The organism is Rhizobium sp. GCM10022189 (genome assembly GCF_042656325.1).
Lineage (GTDB): Bacteria > Pseudomonadota > Alphaproteobacteria > Rhizobiales > Rhizobiaceae > Rhizobium.
The window spans coordinates 131,819-146,698 of record NZ_JBHSOR010000049.1 but is presented as its reverse complement, the minus strand read 5'-3'; the positions used below and the strand labels follow the sequence as shown (position 1 = coordinate 146,698).

Annotated in this window: 13 protein-coding genes; 9 read left to right on the top strand and 4 right to left on the bottom strand. The window is 63.6% G+C overall.

The genetic code is table 11. The annotated features are described in order from the left end of the window. Positions 1 to 32: 32 nt before the first annotated feature. Complete coding sequence (locus ACFPWW_RS21785) at positions 33 to 1,331, bottom strand: cytochrome-c peroxidase (protein WP_113414438.1); 1,299 nt, start codon at positions 1,329 to 1,331, stop codon at positions 33 to 35. A gap of 211 nt (positions 1,332 to 1,542) precedes the next feature. On the opposite strand from ACFPWW_RS21785, the gene ACFPWW_RS21780 reads away from it, so the two are divergent. Next, the gene (locus ACFPWW_RS21780; RefSeq protein WP_112704214.1) at positions 1,543 to 3,087 is read left to right on the top strand and encodes an acid phosphatase; all 1,545 of its coding nucleotides are present in this window, start codon (positions 1,543 to 1,545) and stop codon (positions 3,085 to 3,087) included. A gap of 101 nt (positions 3,088 to 3,188) precedes the next feature. Here the strand turns inward: ACFPWW_RS21780 and ACFPWW_RS21775 are convergent, their stop codons facing one another. Next, positions 3,189 to 3,635, bottom strand: a complete 447-nt coding sequence (locus ACFPWW_RS21775) for a MarR family winged helix-turn-helix transcriptional regulator (protein WP_112704213.1) — start codon at positions 3,633 to 3,635, stop codon at positions 3,189 to 3,191. A 104-nt stretch (positions 3,636 to 3,739) separates the two neighbouring features. Here ACFPWW_RS21775 and ACFPWW_RS21770 point away from each other — a divergent pair, with 104 nt between their 5' ends. The 3 genes from ACFPWW_RS21770 to ACFPWW_RS21760 all read left to right on the top strand — a co-directional run bounded on the left by ACFPWW_RS21770 (position 3,740) and on the right by ACFPWW_RS21760 (position 5,908). Next, the gene (locus tag ACFPWW_RS21770) at positions 3,740 to 4,468 is read left to right on the top strand and encodes a DUF899 domain-containing protein (protein ID WP_112568760.1); all 729 of its coding nucleotides are present in this window, start codon (positions 3,740 to 3,742) and stop codon (positions 4,466 to 4,468) included. Between the two features lie 86 nt (positions 4,469 to 4,554). Next, the gene (locus ACFPWW_RS21765) at positions 4,555 to 5,019 is read left to right on the top strand and encodes a DUF1579 domain-containing protein (protein ID WP_377313199.1); all 465 of its coding nucleotides are present in this window, start codon (positions 4,555 to 4,557) and stop codon (positions 5,017 to 5,019) included. 112 nt (positions 5,020 to 5,131) lie between these two features. Beyond that, positions 5,132 to 5,908, top strand: coding sequence for a VOC family protein (locus ACFPWW_RS21760; RefSeq protein WP_377313198.1), 777 nt, complete (start codon positions 5,132 to 5,134; stop codon positions 5,906 to 5,908). A gap of 206 nt (positions 5,909 to 6,114) precedes the next feature. Here ACFPWW_RS21760 and ACFPWW_RS21755 read toward each other — a convergent pair whose 3' ends face one another. After that, the gene (locus tag ACFPWW_RS21755) at positions 6,115 to 7,632 is read right to left on the bottom strand and encodes an ABC-F family ATP-binding cassette domain-containing protein (protein ID WP_377313197.1); all 1,518 of its coding nucleotides are present in this window, start codon (positions 7,630 to 7,632) and stop codon (positions 6,115 to 6,117) included. A 379-nt stretch (positions 7,633 to 8,011) separates the two neighbouring features. Here ACFPWW_RS21755 and ACFPWW_RS21750 point away from each other — a divergent pair, with 379 nt between their 5' ends. Together ACFPWW_RS21750 and ACFPWW_RS21745 are read left to right on the top strand one after the other, a co-directional pair. Next, a complete protein-coding gene (locus tag ACFPWW_RS21750; protein WP_112704209.1) occupies positions 8,012 to 8,515 on the top strand; it encodes a GNAT family N-acetyltransferase in 504 nt (167 codons plus the stop codon). 111 nt (positions 8,516 to 8,626) lie between these two features. Continuing rightward, the gene (locus ACFPWW_RS21745) at positions 8,627 to 8,929 is read left to right on the top strand and encodes an alkylphosphonate utilization protein (RefSeq protein WP_112568508.1); all 303 of its coding nucleotides are present in this window, start codon (positions 8,627 to 8,629) and stop codon (positions 8,927 to 8,929) included. Between the two features lie 111 nt (positions 8,930 to 9,040). On the opposite strand, the gene ACFPWW_RS21740 is transcribed toward ACFPWW_RS21745, so the two are convergent. Continuing rightward, positions 9,041 to 10,603: a helicase HerA-like C-terminal domain-containing protein gene (locus tag ACFPWW_RS21740; protein ID WP_112704207.1), complete on the bottom strand. Its 1,563-nt coding sequence runs from the start codon at positions 10,601 to 10,603 to the stop codon at positions 9,041 to 9,043. 227 nt (positions 10,604 to 10,830) lie between these two features. Between ACFPWW_RS21740 and ACFPWW_RS21735 the strand changes: the two genes are divergently transcribed. The 3 genes from ACFPWW_RS21735 (at position 10,831) to ACFPWW_RS21725 (ending at position 14,744) form a co-directional block, all read left to right on the top strand. Beyond that, positions 10,831 to 11,226: a hypothetical protein gene (locus ACFPWW_RS21735; RefSeq protein ID WP_112704206.1), complete on the top strand. Its 396-nt coding sequence runs from the start codon at positions 10,831 to 10,833 to the stop codon at positions 11,224 to 11,226. A gap of 108 nt (positions 11,227 to 11,334) precedes the next feature. Next, positions 11,335 to 12,213: a MurR/RpiR family transcriptional regulator gene (locus ACFPWW_RS21730; protein WP_377313196.1), complete on the top strand. Its 879-nt coding sequence runs from the start codon at positions 11,335 to 11,337 to the stop codon at positions 12,211 to 12,213. Positions 12,214 to 12,563: 350 nt separating this feature from the next. Continuing rightward, positions 12,564 to 14,744 carry a TonB-dependent receptor family protein gene (locus ACFPWW_RS21725; protein WP_377313195.1) on the top strand — a complete coding sequence of 727 codons (2,181 nt, stop codon included), beginning with the start codon at positions 12,564 to 12,566 and terminating at the stop codon, positions 14,742 to 14,744. The last annotated feature ends 136 nt before the right edge of the window (positions 14,745 to 14,880 follow it).

Below are 14,880 nucleotides of genomic sequence, written 5' to 3'. Positions count from 1 at the left end.
CGGGGCATTGCTCCGGCCCTTTTCGTCTGATCTCAATGCGCCGCCTGCTGCGCCGGGCCGGGCAGCTGGTCCGCATCGGTCAGCGTGCCGAGAAAGGCGACGATATCGTCGATCTCCGGATCCGTCAGGGCCGGCGGGTCGCCCGGCTTGCGGCCGAACGGCGGGTCCTGGTTGAGATTGGCCCAATAGGCCTGCGGCACGTCGTCATATTTGCGGATCGTGCCGTCGGCATTCTTCGGATACCAGCGGCCCGGATCGCTGTCGCGCGTGGCGTAGAAGGAGACGACGTCGCGCAGCGAATGGAAATAGCCATTGTGGAAGAAGCTCTTCTTCAGCGCCACATTGCGCAGCGTCGGCGTGCGGAACAGGCCGCAATAATCCGGCCGGTCCTTGAAATCGGTGCGCTGCGGGCCGCAGAGGCCGAGATCGTGATAGTTCGGATCGCTGTTTGCCGGGATTGCCATATTGCGCGGCACGGCGAGCCCGAGAAAGCCGAAGTCGGAAAATTGCGGCGGCTCTCCGTCATTGGCGGGCTCGCTCAGATGACAGCTCGAACAGTTGCCCTTGGCCGGATCTTCGAAGAGTTCGCGCCCGTGCAGCTCCTGCGCCGTCAGCGTGCCCTTGCCGGCAAGGAAGGCGTCGTAGCGGCTGGAATAGGGGTAGAAGTCCGCGCCGCTCTGCTCGAAAGTGCTGAGCGCTTCGACCGCGCCCTGGAAGGCGTCCCTGGCATTGCCGAAGATGTCCTGGCCGAAAATCTCCCGGAAATCCTCCGCATAGGCCGCCTTGGCGAGCGCGGCGACGACTTGCGCTTCATCCTTGTTGCCCATTTCGAAGGGCGACAGCAGCGGGATCTTCGCCTGGTCGTAGCCGTGGTCCACGCGCCCGTCCCAGGTCAGGCCGCCGGTCGGCCCGTTATCGACGCTCTCGTCGCCTTCGTCCTCGGAATCGTAGAAATGCTCGGTGAAGGAGGGCACCGCCTGCAGGTAGCGCAGGGTCGGCACGGCGCGCAGGCCCGGCTGGTCCATATGCGGCCCGCCCGTTTCGATCGGCGCGGCCGAAGCCGGCGCGAATGCATGGTGCGGGTCGTGGCACGAGGCGCAGGCCTGCATGCCCGAGGCCGAAAGCGAGGCATCGAAGAACATCTTGCGGCCGAGTTCCGTCAGCGCTTCGGCCCGCGCATAGGCCCGCGCCCGCGACATCGGGCCGGGATGCACGCCGCCGGTGACGGCCGCGCTGCTTTGCCGCAGGGGCAGAAGGCTGAAACCGAGCGCTGTCGCGGCCAGACCGAGCGCCAGGCCGGATCGCAGGAGCCAGGTAATCTTTGTCGCCATGTCAGGAGTTCCAATGGGTTAGCATTGTATGCCCCCATGATCGAACCTGACTGCAACAGATTGATGACGCGCGCCTGCCGGCCGTGCGTGCAGGCCGTCCCGTGTCACAAAGTTGATAGATGGCGGTAATAGCGTCGCGCCTGCGCCTGGCCCATCCACATTCGCCGGGCGCTCCTCTAGCCACGCCCCCTTAGCCATGAGGTATCCCGCCATGACCAGACTGAACCTCCTCCGCAATCTTTCGCTGGCCGGCTCGGCCATGCTGCCGCTGGCGCTTGCCACGGCGGCCCATGCCGCACCCGCCGGTATCGACAAGATCCAGAATATCGTCGTCATCTACGCCGAAAACCGCAGCTTCGATAACCTCTATGGCAGCTTTCCCGGCGCCAACGGCCTTGCCAATGCAAGCGAAAGCCAGACCCGCCAGCTCGATCGCGACGGCACGCCGCTTGCCGAACTGCCGCCGGCCTGGGGCGGCCTGACCGCCAAGGGTGTCACGCCCGCCGTCACCGAGGCGCAGTCCGCCCACCTTGCCAATGCCGCCTTCTCGATCGACGATCCCAAGGGCTTTGCGCAGGCGCCGAGCGTGATTACCCGCGACCTCTGGCACCGCTTCTATCAGGAGCAGATGCAGATCGACGGCGGCAGGAACGACAAGTTCGTCGCCTGGGCCGATTCCGGCAGCCTCGTCATGGGCCACTATGACGGCTCGATCCTGCCCATGTGGCAGGTCGCCAGGAAATACGTCCTCGCCGACAATTTCTTCCAGGGCGCCTTCGGCGGCTCCTTCCTCAACCACTTCGCGCTGGTCTGCGCCTGCGCGCCCTATTATGCCGATGCCGACAAGAGCCCGGCCAAGCCCACCATCGCCAAGGTCGATGCCGACGGCATCTCGCTGACCCCTGCCGAGAACGGCCCGAAATCGGCCCTCGAAGGCGCGCCGAAATTCGTTTCCGACGGCAATCTCACGCCTGACTTCTACGCCGTCAACACCATGCAGCCGCCCTACCAGCCGAGCGCCAACGCGCCGGCCAAGGACGGTGACGCCGCCTATGCCGACCCGTCGCAGCCGACGACGCTGCCGCCGCAGCACGCCGTCACCATCGGCGACCTCCTGTCGCTGAAGGGCATCAGCTGGGCCTGGTATGGCGGCGCATGGCAGGCGGCCCTCGACGGCAAGAACGCCACGCCGGTGCCGAACTTCCAGTTCCATCACCAGCCCTTCAACTACTTCGCCAATTTCGCGCCCGGCACGCCCGCCCGCGCCGAGCACCTGAAGGACGGCGGCCTCGGCGGCGAGGCCTTCATCAAGGATATCGACGACGGCAAGCTGCCGGCCGTTTCCTTCTACAAGCCGCAGGGCAACCTCAACGAACATGGCGGTTATGCCGACGTGTCGAGCGGCGACCAGCACCTTGCCGATCTCGTTGCGCATCTCGAAAAGAGCCCGCAATGGGGCCATATGCTCGTCATCGTCACCTATGACGAAAACGGCGGCTTCTGGGATCACGTCGCACCGCCGAAGGCCGACCGCTGGGGACCGGGCAACCGCATTCCCGCCTTCATCATCTCGCCCTATGCCAAGGCCGGCACGGTCGATCACACCCAATACGACACGACGTCGATCCTGCGCCTGATCACCGCCCGCTACGACCTGCCGGTCCTGCCGGGCCTGCTTGCCCGCGACAGGGCGCTGGCGCTCAACAACGAGCCGCCGATGGGCAACCTGACGGCCGCCCTCGACCTGACGCGCTGATCGTTGTGTTTATCCTGTCTTCTCCCCGGATGTCGGGGAGAAGACATTGTGCCTTGCGGATGCCTTATCCGTGAGCGCGCGCATTTGCCGGCGGGGCAGGCTCACGCCAGGTATTGCAGATCTCGCCTCAAGCGGTCGCCGTTGCCTTCGGGCAATGTCGTCTCCAGCGCCGCATGCGTGTTTTCCCAGATCGGCAGCGCCTTCTGCAGCACGGCCCGTCCCTCATCCGTCAGGCGCAGCAGGCGGCCGCGCCGGTCTTTCGGGTTCGGCACGACATCGACGAGGCCCCGCCGCTGCAGCGGTTTCAGCGCCGCCGTCAGCGTCGTCTGGTCCATGGCAAGCAGGTTTGCGACCGGCCCCATCGGCGGCGGTTCCGGCCGGTTCAGGGACATGAGCAGGGAAAACTGGCCGTTGGTGAGCCCGACAGGCCGCAGCGCATCGTCGAACAGCCTAGCGAGCGCGCGGGCGGCGCGCTGCACATGCAGGCACAGGCACGTATCCCGCACCAGAAGCGTTGTCGAAAAAGGAATCGCGATCAGGTTTGACATGATCTATTTCTATTGATATCAATGTATTTAGTCAAGAAGAGGAGACTGTCCGCCGGAGAATCCGGCCGCGCCGGAGGAGGGCGCAGACCATGCTGAACAAAGTGATGCAGAATCCCGTCGTTTCCCGCGAGGAATGGCTCGAAGCCCGCCGCGCCCTGCTCCAGAAGGAGAAGGAGGCAACCCGTCTCAGGGACAGGCTGAATGCCGAACGCATGGCCTTGCCCTGGGTGAAGGTGGACAAGGAATATATTTTCGACACGCCGGAAGGGCCGAAATCGCTCGCCGACCTCTTCGACGGCCGCAGCCAGCTCATGGTCTATCACTTCATGTTCGGCCCCGAATGGGAGGCCGGCTGCGTGGGCTGCTCCTTCCAGGCCGATCATTTCGACGGCACCTTGCCCCATCTCAACCACCACGATGTCACCCTGGTCGCCATTGCCCGCGCGCCGCTGGCCAGGATCGAGGCCTACAAGCAGCGCATGGGCTGGAAATTCCCCTGGGTCTCGTCCTTCGGCAACGACTTCAACTTCGACTATCACGTATCTTTCACGCCGGAGGATCTTGCCAAGGACAAGGTCTTTTATAATTTCTCCGAGATAGCGCCCACCGAGGCCAATGACGAACTGCCCGGACTGTCCGCCTTTTATAAAAACGACAAGGGCGAGGTGTTTCATACCTATTCGAGCTATGCCCGAGGTGCGGAGGAAACGCTGGGAACGATGATGATCCTGGATCACGCGCCCAAGGGCCGCAACGAAGATTCGATCATGGATTTCGTGAAGCGCCACGACGAATATGAGGAAAGCCCCCAGGCCTCATCCTGCTGCCACTGACGCGATTCCGGCAAGAGATTGCGCGGTTTTGCGTCCGTAAATGCGTGAAGCATCCAGCCAGCCACCATCATCCGGAGGAGAGGACGATGAAGACTGCACAAGTGCTGAAGGAGCATGCTTTCCTGGAGAGAATGGTCGGTCGATGGACCGTCACCGCTTCGGACATGACCGGCCAGAAGCTCTGGGAGGAGACCGTGCGCTCCCTGCAGGGCATCTGGTTCGTCGCCGAAGGCACCGGTGAAATGGCCGACGGCAAACAGGCGACGACGATCCTGACCCTGGGCTACGACCCCGGCAAGGGCAAGTATGTCGGCAGCTGGATCGGCTCCATGATGGACTACATGTGGACCTATGAGGGCGAGGTCGAGCCGTCGGGCAACGTCCTGTCGCTCTACACCAGGGGACCGGCCTTCGAAGGCGACGGGCTTGCCGATTATCGCGAGCAGATCGCTTTCATCGACGATGCCACCAGAACCTTCACATCGAGCGCCCGGCAGCCGGACGGCAGCTGGAAGCCCTTCATGGAAGCCAGATATGCCCGCAAGGGCTGACATCGCCGGGGCATATTCGACAGGCGGTTCCCGCCGAAGCCTGTAGCGCTTCAGCGCCCGGAATCGCGCAAGGCAGAGAGACAGAACTCAAGCGTGGACCGAGGAGAACACGATGTCCGATACGCATGGCAAGTTCATATGGTGCGAGTTGATGACGCCGGACCTAGATGCGACGGCGAAATTCTACGGCTCCGTCGTCGGCTGGACGACGAAGCCGATGAAAGTGGACGACCAGCCGGAATATATCATCTTTGAGGCGAATGGCGTCGGCGTCGCCGGCATGATGCATTTCCCCGCGGAACTGGAAGGGCAGGGCATTCCGCCGAACTGGACCGGCTATGTCGATGTCGATGACGTCGATCAGTCGGCGCGCGACTTCGCGGCAAACGGCGGCACGATCCGCCGCCCGCCGGCCGACATTCCGACCATCGGCCGCTTTGCGGTCGTGGCCGATCCCGACGGCGCGGTGCTTTGCATCATGACGCCGCTGCCGATGGAAAACGCGCCGCCGGAACTGCCTTCCGACACGCCCGGCCATATCGGCTGGCACGAGCTCTACGCCAATGACGGGGCAAAGGCCTTCGCCTTCTATGCCAAGCTCTTCGGCTGGACGAAGGACCAGGATTTCGACATGGGTCCGATGGGCGTCTACCACATCTTCGCCGAGCACGGAAAACAGACCGGCGGCATGATGACCCGCCCGCCCGAGGTCGACATGTGTTTCTGGACCTATTATTTCACCGTGCCGGCGCTCGACGCCGCGATCGAGCGCATCAACGCCGGCGGCGGCAAGGTCGTCAACGGCCCGATGGAAGTGCCCGGCGCCTGGATCTGCCAGGCGGTGGACCCGCAAGGGGCGTTCTTCTGCCTGTCGGCGGGCGAACGTTAAAGCAATTCCAGCAAAAGTGGGAACCGGTTTTGCGTGCGGAATTGCGCTGGAAAGAGAGCAATTCCAGCAAAAGTGGGAACCGGTTTTGCGTCCGGAACTGCCGAGAAAACAATGAGCTAGAGTATTGAAGGTGCCCCGTTTCCGCCGAAAATGCCCTGGCGCCGGCGATAGGGTCGCAAACGGTCCGGTTTGCGACCCTTTTCTCGCTATCCCATGCTTGCAAAGAACCCTTCCGGGCTCTCCACCTCGATGAGCTTCTTCCGCTCGATCAGCCAGAAGCGGTTGCCGACGGAGCGCACGAAGCTGCGGTCGTGCGAGACGAGCAGGCAGCTTGCCTCATGTGCCATCAGCTCGCTTTCCAGCGCTTCCTGCCCTTCGATATCGAGGTGGTTGGTCGGCTCGTCGAGCAGGTAGAAATTCGGCTGCGTCAGCCGGAGCACCAGCATGCCGAGCCGCGCCTTCTGCCCGCCGGACAGCAGCTTCACCGGCTTGCCCTGCATCTCGATCGTCATGCCGGCGCCGGCCAGCAGCGCGCGCGCCCGCTGGTCGCCGACATCGAAGCGGCGGATGATCGTCTGCAGCGGCGTGTCGGCATCGCTGAGATCGGCCAGCAGCTGGTCGCCGTAGCCGAGCACCAGCGAGGGCGTGGCCTTGATGCCGGCCCTTGCCGTTTCCGGCTCGGCGATCGCCGCTTTCAGCATGGCGACAAGCCGTGATTTGCCCGCACCGTTGAGGCCGAGCAGCACGATGCGGTCGCCCTGGCAGATGAACTGTCTTCCGGTGCGCAAAAGCAGGCTGCCGTCAGGCGTCTTGACCTCGGCATCCTCGAGCGTCACCAGCACCTTGGCATGCGTGCCGCGATTGGCGAGGCGGATGGCGCCGGCCGAACGCTCCAGATGCGCGGGTCTTGCCGCTTCCTCCAGTTTCTCGGCGCGCTGCTTCAGTTGCTTCGTCTTGACCACCAAAAGGTCGCTGCCGGAATTGATGCCGATATTGTTGAGCTTCGCCGCCTGTTTGCGCAGTTGCTCGACCGTCTTCATGTCCTTCTCGTAGCGCCTGGCGTCGGAAGCGTCCGCCTCGTCGAGCGCGGCCCGCGCCCGGCTGTAGGGCAGGGAAAAGACCGGCGATTGCTCCGGCCGCAGGAAGAGCGTCCGGTTGGTCGTGGCATCCAGGAAGGCGCGGTCATGGCTGGAAATGATGACGGGCGTGTCGCGTGGCAGGGCGTTCAGCCAGCTTTCCAGCCGCGCGATCTTTTCGAGGTCGAGATGGTTGGTCGGCTCGTCGAGCAGCAGCACGTCGGGTTCGTTCACCCAGGTGCGGGCGATCAGCGCCAGCCGCTGCCAGCCGCCGCTGAGCTGGCGGAGCGCCCGCTCGCGTAATTCCTCTGGCACGTCGAGCGATTCCAGCACGACATCGGCGCGCCAGCTTTCGCTCTCGGCCTGCTCGGCCGGAAGCGCGCGCAGAACGGCCTCGCGGAACGTGGCGTCGAGAAGATCGGGCGGCACGTTCTGCTCCACATGGCCGAGGGTGAGCCCGCGCGCCCTGGTGATCTCGCCCTCGGTCGGCTCCAGCCTGCCCGTCATGAGGTTGAGGAGGGTGGATTTTCCGCGCCCGTTGGCCGCCACAAGGCCGATCCTGTCGCCGGCATTGACGACGAGGTTGAGCCTGGAAAACAGCGGGGCGGAAAGCACGATGCCGAGATTGCGGATATTGATGAGGGTCATGATCGGATCCTGGTCTTGCCAAGCGATCGCACCTGTCCGGGGCCTCAGCCATCGACGGAAAAGCGCGTTCTGCTTGGCGGATTGAGAAATGCATGCGGCTTGAACGGGGGCGTTAAGGCGCAGCAGTGCCACGAGGGGCGGACCAGGAAGAGATTTGCGAGAAACGGTCTCTGGTCAGCCCTGCAAACGCATCTGCAGGGCGTTGACTGGGCCACGCTGGCGATGATGCCGGAAATAGATATTCACGCGCAGCCCTCCTTTCTTTCTCGGTTGCGGGCATGGAAATACCATTGCCTGCCCTCGCACACAAGGGTTCCGGATGGTGAAAAACACGCTCTGATGGTATGAAATTCCTTCATCATTCGGGATGAGGCGAGGGATGATTTCCGTTTCGAGGGCCGCCAGCAGACAGGATTTCGTCATCGCCGCCGGCTTCTGCGAGGCGCTCGGCGCCCTGGACGTGGAGCTCGGGCGGGACCATGGCGTGCCCGCCGAGATCGTCATGGCGCTTTTCCACGGCGAGAACCATGAAAGCCTTGCCCGCAAATACGGTGCCGGCGAAGCCGTGATGTTCCTTGCCCGGTGGCAGGGCGCGCCCGCGGGCTGCATCGCGCTCGCCCCTTTCCGGACCGACGCGATGGAGATCCACAAACTTTACGTCGATCCCGCCTTTCGCGGCCGGGGCATCGGCAATCTGCTGATGCAGAGGATATTCGGTGAAGCGAGGAAGAGCGGGCGCCCCACCATGCTCGTCAACACCGCTTCCTATCTGAAAAGCGCTGTCTGTCTCTATGAGGCCTTCGGCTTTACCCATTGCCCGCCCTTCCGCAGCGTGCCGGCGGAAATCAGCCATACCGAAGTCTTCATGTCGCGGCCGCTTTGATCCCGGCGCAATCGCGTGGCGCCTGTTTGCCATCATGGTTGCGCAACATCGGGCGATCGTTGTAAGCGGCCTCCGACAGATTGTGGAAACTCTCGAACGGGGGATGATGTTATGGCAGGCGATGACGACGATTACGTTTATGACGAGGCGACAGGCGAATGGCGCCCGGCCTCGGAGATGGCGGCAGCCGCACAGGCCGCGTCAGAGGTTCGCGACGCCTCGGGTAATGTGCTGAAGGACGGCGATTCCGTCACGCTGATCAAGGACCTCAAGGTCAAGGGCGCCAACCAGACGCTGAAGCAGGGCACGGTCATCCGCTCCATCCGCCTGACGGACAATCCGGAAGAGATCGACTGCCGTCACGATACGATCAAGGGCCTCGTCCTGCGCACGGAATTCGTGCGCAAGCGCTGATCGAATCCTGTCGCGCCGGGCCGGCATGGTCTTGCGCGACAGGCGTCGGACATGGAAACGCGGCAGGCGATCCGAAAGACCGTGCCGCGCCGGAGCCTTGCCGCCTGAGCCCTATCGCTTGAGGCTTCCGAGGATGCCGCGCACCAGCGCCCGGCCGACCTGTGTCGCCACCGTGCGCGCCACGCTCTTCATCGCCGCTTCCATCACCGTCTCGCGCTGGTAGCCGGAGCGGCCGCGCGACTGGCCGCGGGCGGCGGGTTCGTCGTCGCTGCCGCCGAAGCCGGGCAGCGTCCATCCGGATGTGGTGCTGCCTTCCTGCGGCGCCGGAGCCTCTTCCTGCGCCCGCCGGGCGGCTTCGGAATCGGCGGCCTTCCTGGCGCGCGCGGCAAGCAGCTCGAAGGCGGATTCGCGATCGATATCCTCGTCATAGATGCCGAGAACGGGGCTGTGGTCCATGACCAGCTGGCGCTCGGCATCGCTCACCGGCCCGACGCGTGCGGATGGCGGGCGGATCAGCGTGCGTTCGACGATCGACGGCGCGCCCTTGGCCTCCAGCGTCGAGACGAGCGCCTCGCCGGTGCCGAGATTGGTGATGACGGTGGCGCAGTCGAAGGCCGGGTTGGGGCGGAACGTATCGGCCGCCGTCTTGACCGCCTTCTGCTCGCGCGGCGAATAGGCGCGCAGGGCGTGCTGAAGCCGGTTGCCGAGCTGGGCAAGCACCGTTTCGGGCACGTCGAGCGGGTTCTGCGTGACGAAATAGACGCCGACGCCCTTGGAGCGGATGAGGCGCACGACCTGCTCGACGCGTTCGATCAGCACCTTCGGCGCATCGTTGAAGAGCAGGTGCGCCTCGTCGAAGAAGAAGACGAGCTTCGGCTTGTCGGGATCGCCGACTTCGGGCAGTTCCTCGAACAGCTCGGAGAGCAGCCACAGCAGGAAGGTGGCGTAAAGGCGCGGGTTCATCATCAGCTTGTCGGCGGCAAGCACGGAAATCTGCCCGTAGCCGTTGTTCGACGTGCGCATGATATCGGAAATCTTGAGCGCCGGTTCGCCGAAGAAATGTTCCGCGCCCTGCTGTTCCAGCACCAGCAGCGCCCGCTGGATGGAGCCGACGGACGCCTTGGAGATCAGCCCGAACTGGCTGGAAAGCTCGGTGGCGTTTTCGCCCATATAGTTGAGCAGCGCGGTGAAATCCTTGAGGTCGAGCAGCGGCAGGCCGGCCTTGTCGGCGATCTTGAAGGCGATGTTGATGACGCCTTCCTGCGGCTCGGAGGCATCCATCAGCCGGGCAAGCAGCAGCGGCCCCATCTCGGCGACGGTCGTGCGCACCCGGTGCCCCTTCTCGCCGAAGAGATCCCAGAAGATGACCGGAAACTGGTCGAATTCGTAATCGGTAAAGCCGATCTGCTCGGCGCGCTTGGTCAGGAAATCCTTCGGCTCGCCCTTGGCGGCGATGCCCGAAAGGTCGCCCTTGATGTCGGCGGCGAAAACCGGCACGCCGGCCCTCGCAAAGCCTTCGGCCAGCACCTGCAGCGTCACCGTCTTGCCGGTGCCGGTGGCACCGGTCACGAGCCCGTGGCGGTTGCCGAACCTGAGATCCAGATATTCGCCCTTGTTGATGCTGTCGTCTGGATTGCGGCTTGCGCCGATGAAAATCTTGCCGTCCTCGAGCATGTAAGAATGTCTCCTCGGTCGATGCCGCCGCTCAGTGCCGGAATATGCGATCATCCTCTTTTCGCACATTCATGCAAATATCGTTTCTCTGTTATAAGCAGGCGACGGGAGACGGACAACTGTCTGCGTTAAAAGGAAAAGCGGAAGCCGACAGCGCACAGACGGCCGCTTGAGTTGCCGCCACGATTCGATTACGTTGACGTTAACGTCAAAACAGGAGGCAGACGATGAATGAGATTGTGACTGAAATCGCCAATCGGGTGGGCATTGAACCTGAGCTTGCCGAAAAGGCGCTCGGCATGATGCTCGGCTTCCTGCAGCGCGAAGCGGCCGACGGCCCTGTCGCCGTAATGATCGAGAAGATCCCCGGCGCGACCGAACTCGTCGCCCAGTTCAATGGCGAAGGCTCCGGCGCCGGCGGCGGCCTGCTCGGCGGCCTGATGAGCGCGCTCGGCGGCGGCGGCATCATGGGCCTCGGCCAGCAGCTGATGAGCGAAGGTCTCGGCATGGGCGAAATCACCTCGCTCGCCAGGGAAACCATCGCGATTGCCAAGGAACATGCCGGCGAAGAGGTGGTCGATCAGGTCGTCGCCTCCGTGCCGGGCCTCAGCCAGTTCGTCTGAGACGGCCCATCTCTTCGTGAGGTCCGGCATCATATGGCGGGCTTTTTTGTTCCGCCGGGACGCAAACTCGGTTATTCGGCCTTCTGGACATCAAATCGGGAAGGGCGGATGAACGCAAGCGATCGATCCTCGTCAGTGCTGAGAGAGCATTTCGAAGAGCACCGGACCAAACTCAGCCGGTCGGAACTGGCCGTGGCTGAACATCTGGTCAGGATGCCGATCGATGTCCTGATTTTCCGCAGCGCCGAGGAGATTGCCGCCGAGACCGGCACCAGCGACGCGACCGTCATCCGCACCGCCAAGCGCCTCGGCTTTTCCGGCCTGCCGGAGTTGAAACGCGTGTCGGGCCGCGTCATGGCGCGCACCATTTCCACCAGCGAGCGGCTGGAGCAGCGTTTCCGGGCGACCGGCGACGATCTGGAAAAGGTCGCCGGCCAGATGTTTGCGACCGCCCGCGAAGTCTTGACCTCCACCGAGGAACAGGTGGACGGCGCCATGCTTGCCGCCGCCATCTCGTTTGTCGAAGGCGCCGATACGGTCTGGTGCATCGGCCTCGGCACGGCCGAGGTCGAGGCCCGCCATTGCGCGATTGCGCTCAGCCGTGCCGGCGTGCGCACCCGCTGTACCGGGGCATCGGGCTTCACGCTTGCCAACGAGCTGATCGACCTGCGCCCCGCCGACGTCATCGTCATGTTCCATGCCGTGCGCGAGACGGCCGCGTTCAAGCTCGTCGTCCGGCAGGTCAGGGACATCGGCTGCAAGGTCATCCTGGTCTGCGGCGTGCAGCTGCGCGCCCGTTATGCGGACGAGGTCTCGGCCGTTTTGACCTGCATCGGCTCGCCCTCCAAGCTCGCAAGCTGGAGCATCGGCGCCATCGTCATGGCCGATCTTCTTGCCTATGGCGTGGCGGTCCGCAACCAGCAGCAGGCGACGGACGCCAAGAAGCGCCTTGCCGAGCTGCGCGATCAGGCGCTCGGCAACGACTGACTGCAACGGCGATGCCTTTGCCGTTCCGCGCCCGCGAAAATAAACATGAGAAATTGAGTTATGTTTATTGAAATGCAGACTACAATATTGTAGTCACCACGACATGGCGCCGTGCCGCAGCGGCGTCGACTGTCGGGGTTATTGCATGACGCGCCTGTTTGTTCGCTGCAGGACGGCTGAAGACCGTTCCTTTTCCCATAAGACCGTGCCCAGACGCCGACACCGGCAGAGCGGCTGACATCATCCGATAATCCTTCAACAAAAACAGTCCGTTACACCCGGAATGCCTCGGCGTTTCCGGCATGGCCGGCTGTTGTTCGAATTTCTCCAACGCCTACGGAAAACCCTCCATGTTCGCGCCCAGATTCCTCCCCAGATTCCTAGGAAAACATTTCGCTCTCGCTGCCACGCTTCTGGCATCCGCCACGTCGGCTCTCGCCCAGGAGGCCGCCAGCGGCCCCGTCACCGAGCTCGAAACGATCAAGATCACCGGCAACTGGCTGGAAGAGCCGAACGAAGAGAAGGTGCTGAAACATGCCGGCGCCCGCACGATCCTCGATCGCGAGCAGTTCGAGGAAAAGGGCGCGCAGGATATCCGCGATGCGCTGAACCAGATCCCCGGTGTCCAGGTGCAGGAGGCCAACGGCACCGGCGGCAGCGACGTGTCGCTGAATCTCGGCGTGCGCGGCCTGACCTCGCGCCTGTCGCCGCGCTCCACCGTGCTGATGGACGGCATCCCGCTGGCCTATGCGCCCTATGGCCAGCCGCAGCTGTCGCTCTTCCCGCTGACGCTTGGAAATGTCGAGACGATCGACGTGGTGCGCGGCGCCGGTTCGGTGCGCTACGGGCCGCAGAATGTCGGCGGCATCATCAATTTCGCCACCCGTCCGATCCCGGAGGATTTCACCGCCCGTTTCGCCTCGGGCGCGGAAGTCGCCGGCAATAACGGCCATGTGAAAGCAACGCCGAATTTCCTGATCGGCGGCACCAACGACGACGGGCTCGGCGCCGCCATCCTCTATTCCGGCATCCACGGCGAGGGCTATCGCGACGCCAACGACCGCACCGATATCGACGATATCATCGCCAAGGGCGCTTACGAATTTTCCGATACCGACAAGCTCGGCATCCAGTTCCACCATTACGAGGGCAAGGGCAGGATGCCGGGCGGCCTGACGAGCGCCGAATATGATGCCGATCCCTATCAGTCCACCCGCCGCTACGACGATTTCAGCGGCCGCCGCAACGATATCTCGCTGCGTTACCAGCATGACGACGGCGACAACAATTTCGAAGTGCTGACCTATTACGTCGATTCCTTCCGCGGCAGCCATGTCGAGCAGCAGGGCACGGGCGCCAATGCCGGCCGCTATCGCCTGACGTCGGCGCCGCGCAGCTACCGCTATTTCGGCATCGAGCCACGTTATTCCAGGCTCTTCGAACTCGGCGGCATCACCCAGGAAGTGACGGTCGGCTATCGTTACCTCTGGGAAGAAAGCTCGGAAGTCGCCTCCCGCACGTCCTTCTACGACAGGGCGTCGGGCGTCGATCCGACCACGCTTGCCTCGCCGACCTACCAGACGAGCGACGGAGGCACGATCGCGCACGCCTTCTACATCGACGACAAGATCGAGATCGGCGACTGGACGATCACGCCAGGCATCCGCTACGAGCTGATCAGCACGCATAATGACGTGGTCAATCTCAACGCCAGCGGCGGCGTCACCAGCGCGCTCTATCCGTCGATCGAGGCCAAGGAGGCCCTGCCGACGCTGTCGGCCTCCTACCGGCTTACCAACGACCTGACCGTTTTCGCCAATGTCGGCGTTTCCTTCGGCCCGCAGCAATACAGCCAGCTCGCTTCCACCACCGAGGGCCTGCACCCCGAAAAGGCGACGACCTACGAAATCGGCCTGCACTACGAAGGCGACAGCTGGAGTGCCGAACTGACCGCCTTCAACATCGATTTCGACAAGGAACTCTATCTCGGCCGCACCATCGTCGGCGAGGGCATCTGGACCGATCTCGGCGCCACCCGCCACCGCGGCATCGAATCCGCCGTCAATTACGACATCGGCGATGTCGTGCCGGCGCTGGACGGCCTGTCGCTGTCCGCGAGCTACACCTATACGGAAGCGACCTATCAGGCGGGCGCCTTCGAAGGCCGCGATCTGCCCTTCTATTCGCGGCAGGTCGCCTCGCTCGGCGCGCGTTACCGCTACAACGACTGGATCTTCAATGCCGACCTGCAGGCCCAGTCGAAGCAGCATTCGCCGGGCTCGGCCGATGCCGGCGCGACCTACGTGACGGAGGAGGATGCGACGGGCCGCCTCGGCGACATTCCGGGCTACGGCACCGTCAACCTGCGCGTCGCCTACCAGCCGGAAGACAACAGGAATGCCCCGCAATTCGCCTTCGGCGTGAAGAACCTGTTCGACAAGGACTATTTCACCCGCTCGACGGACAATAACGGCGGCAAGTTCGCGGGCCAGCCGCGCACCTTCTTCGTCAACGCCTCGGTCGCCTTCTGACGGCGAATGAATCCATCCGGCGGCGCCGGTCGCCGGATGGAAATCCGCATCGGCCTTCCTAGATTAATCCATGCCGGTTTTTTTCACCGACGGCCGGATCGGCTGGAACGATGCATAGCCAGATCTCGTTTCATAT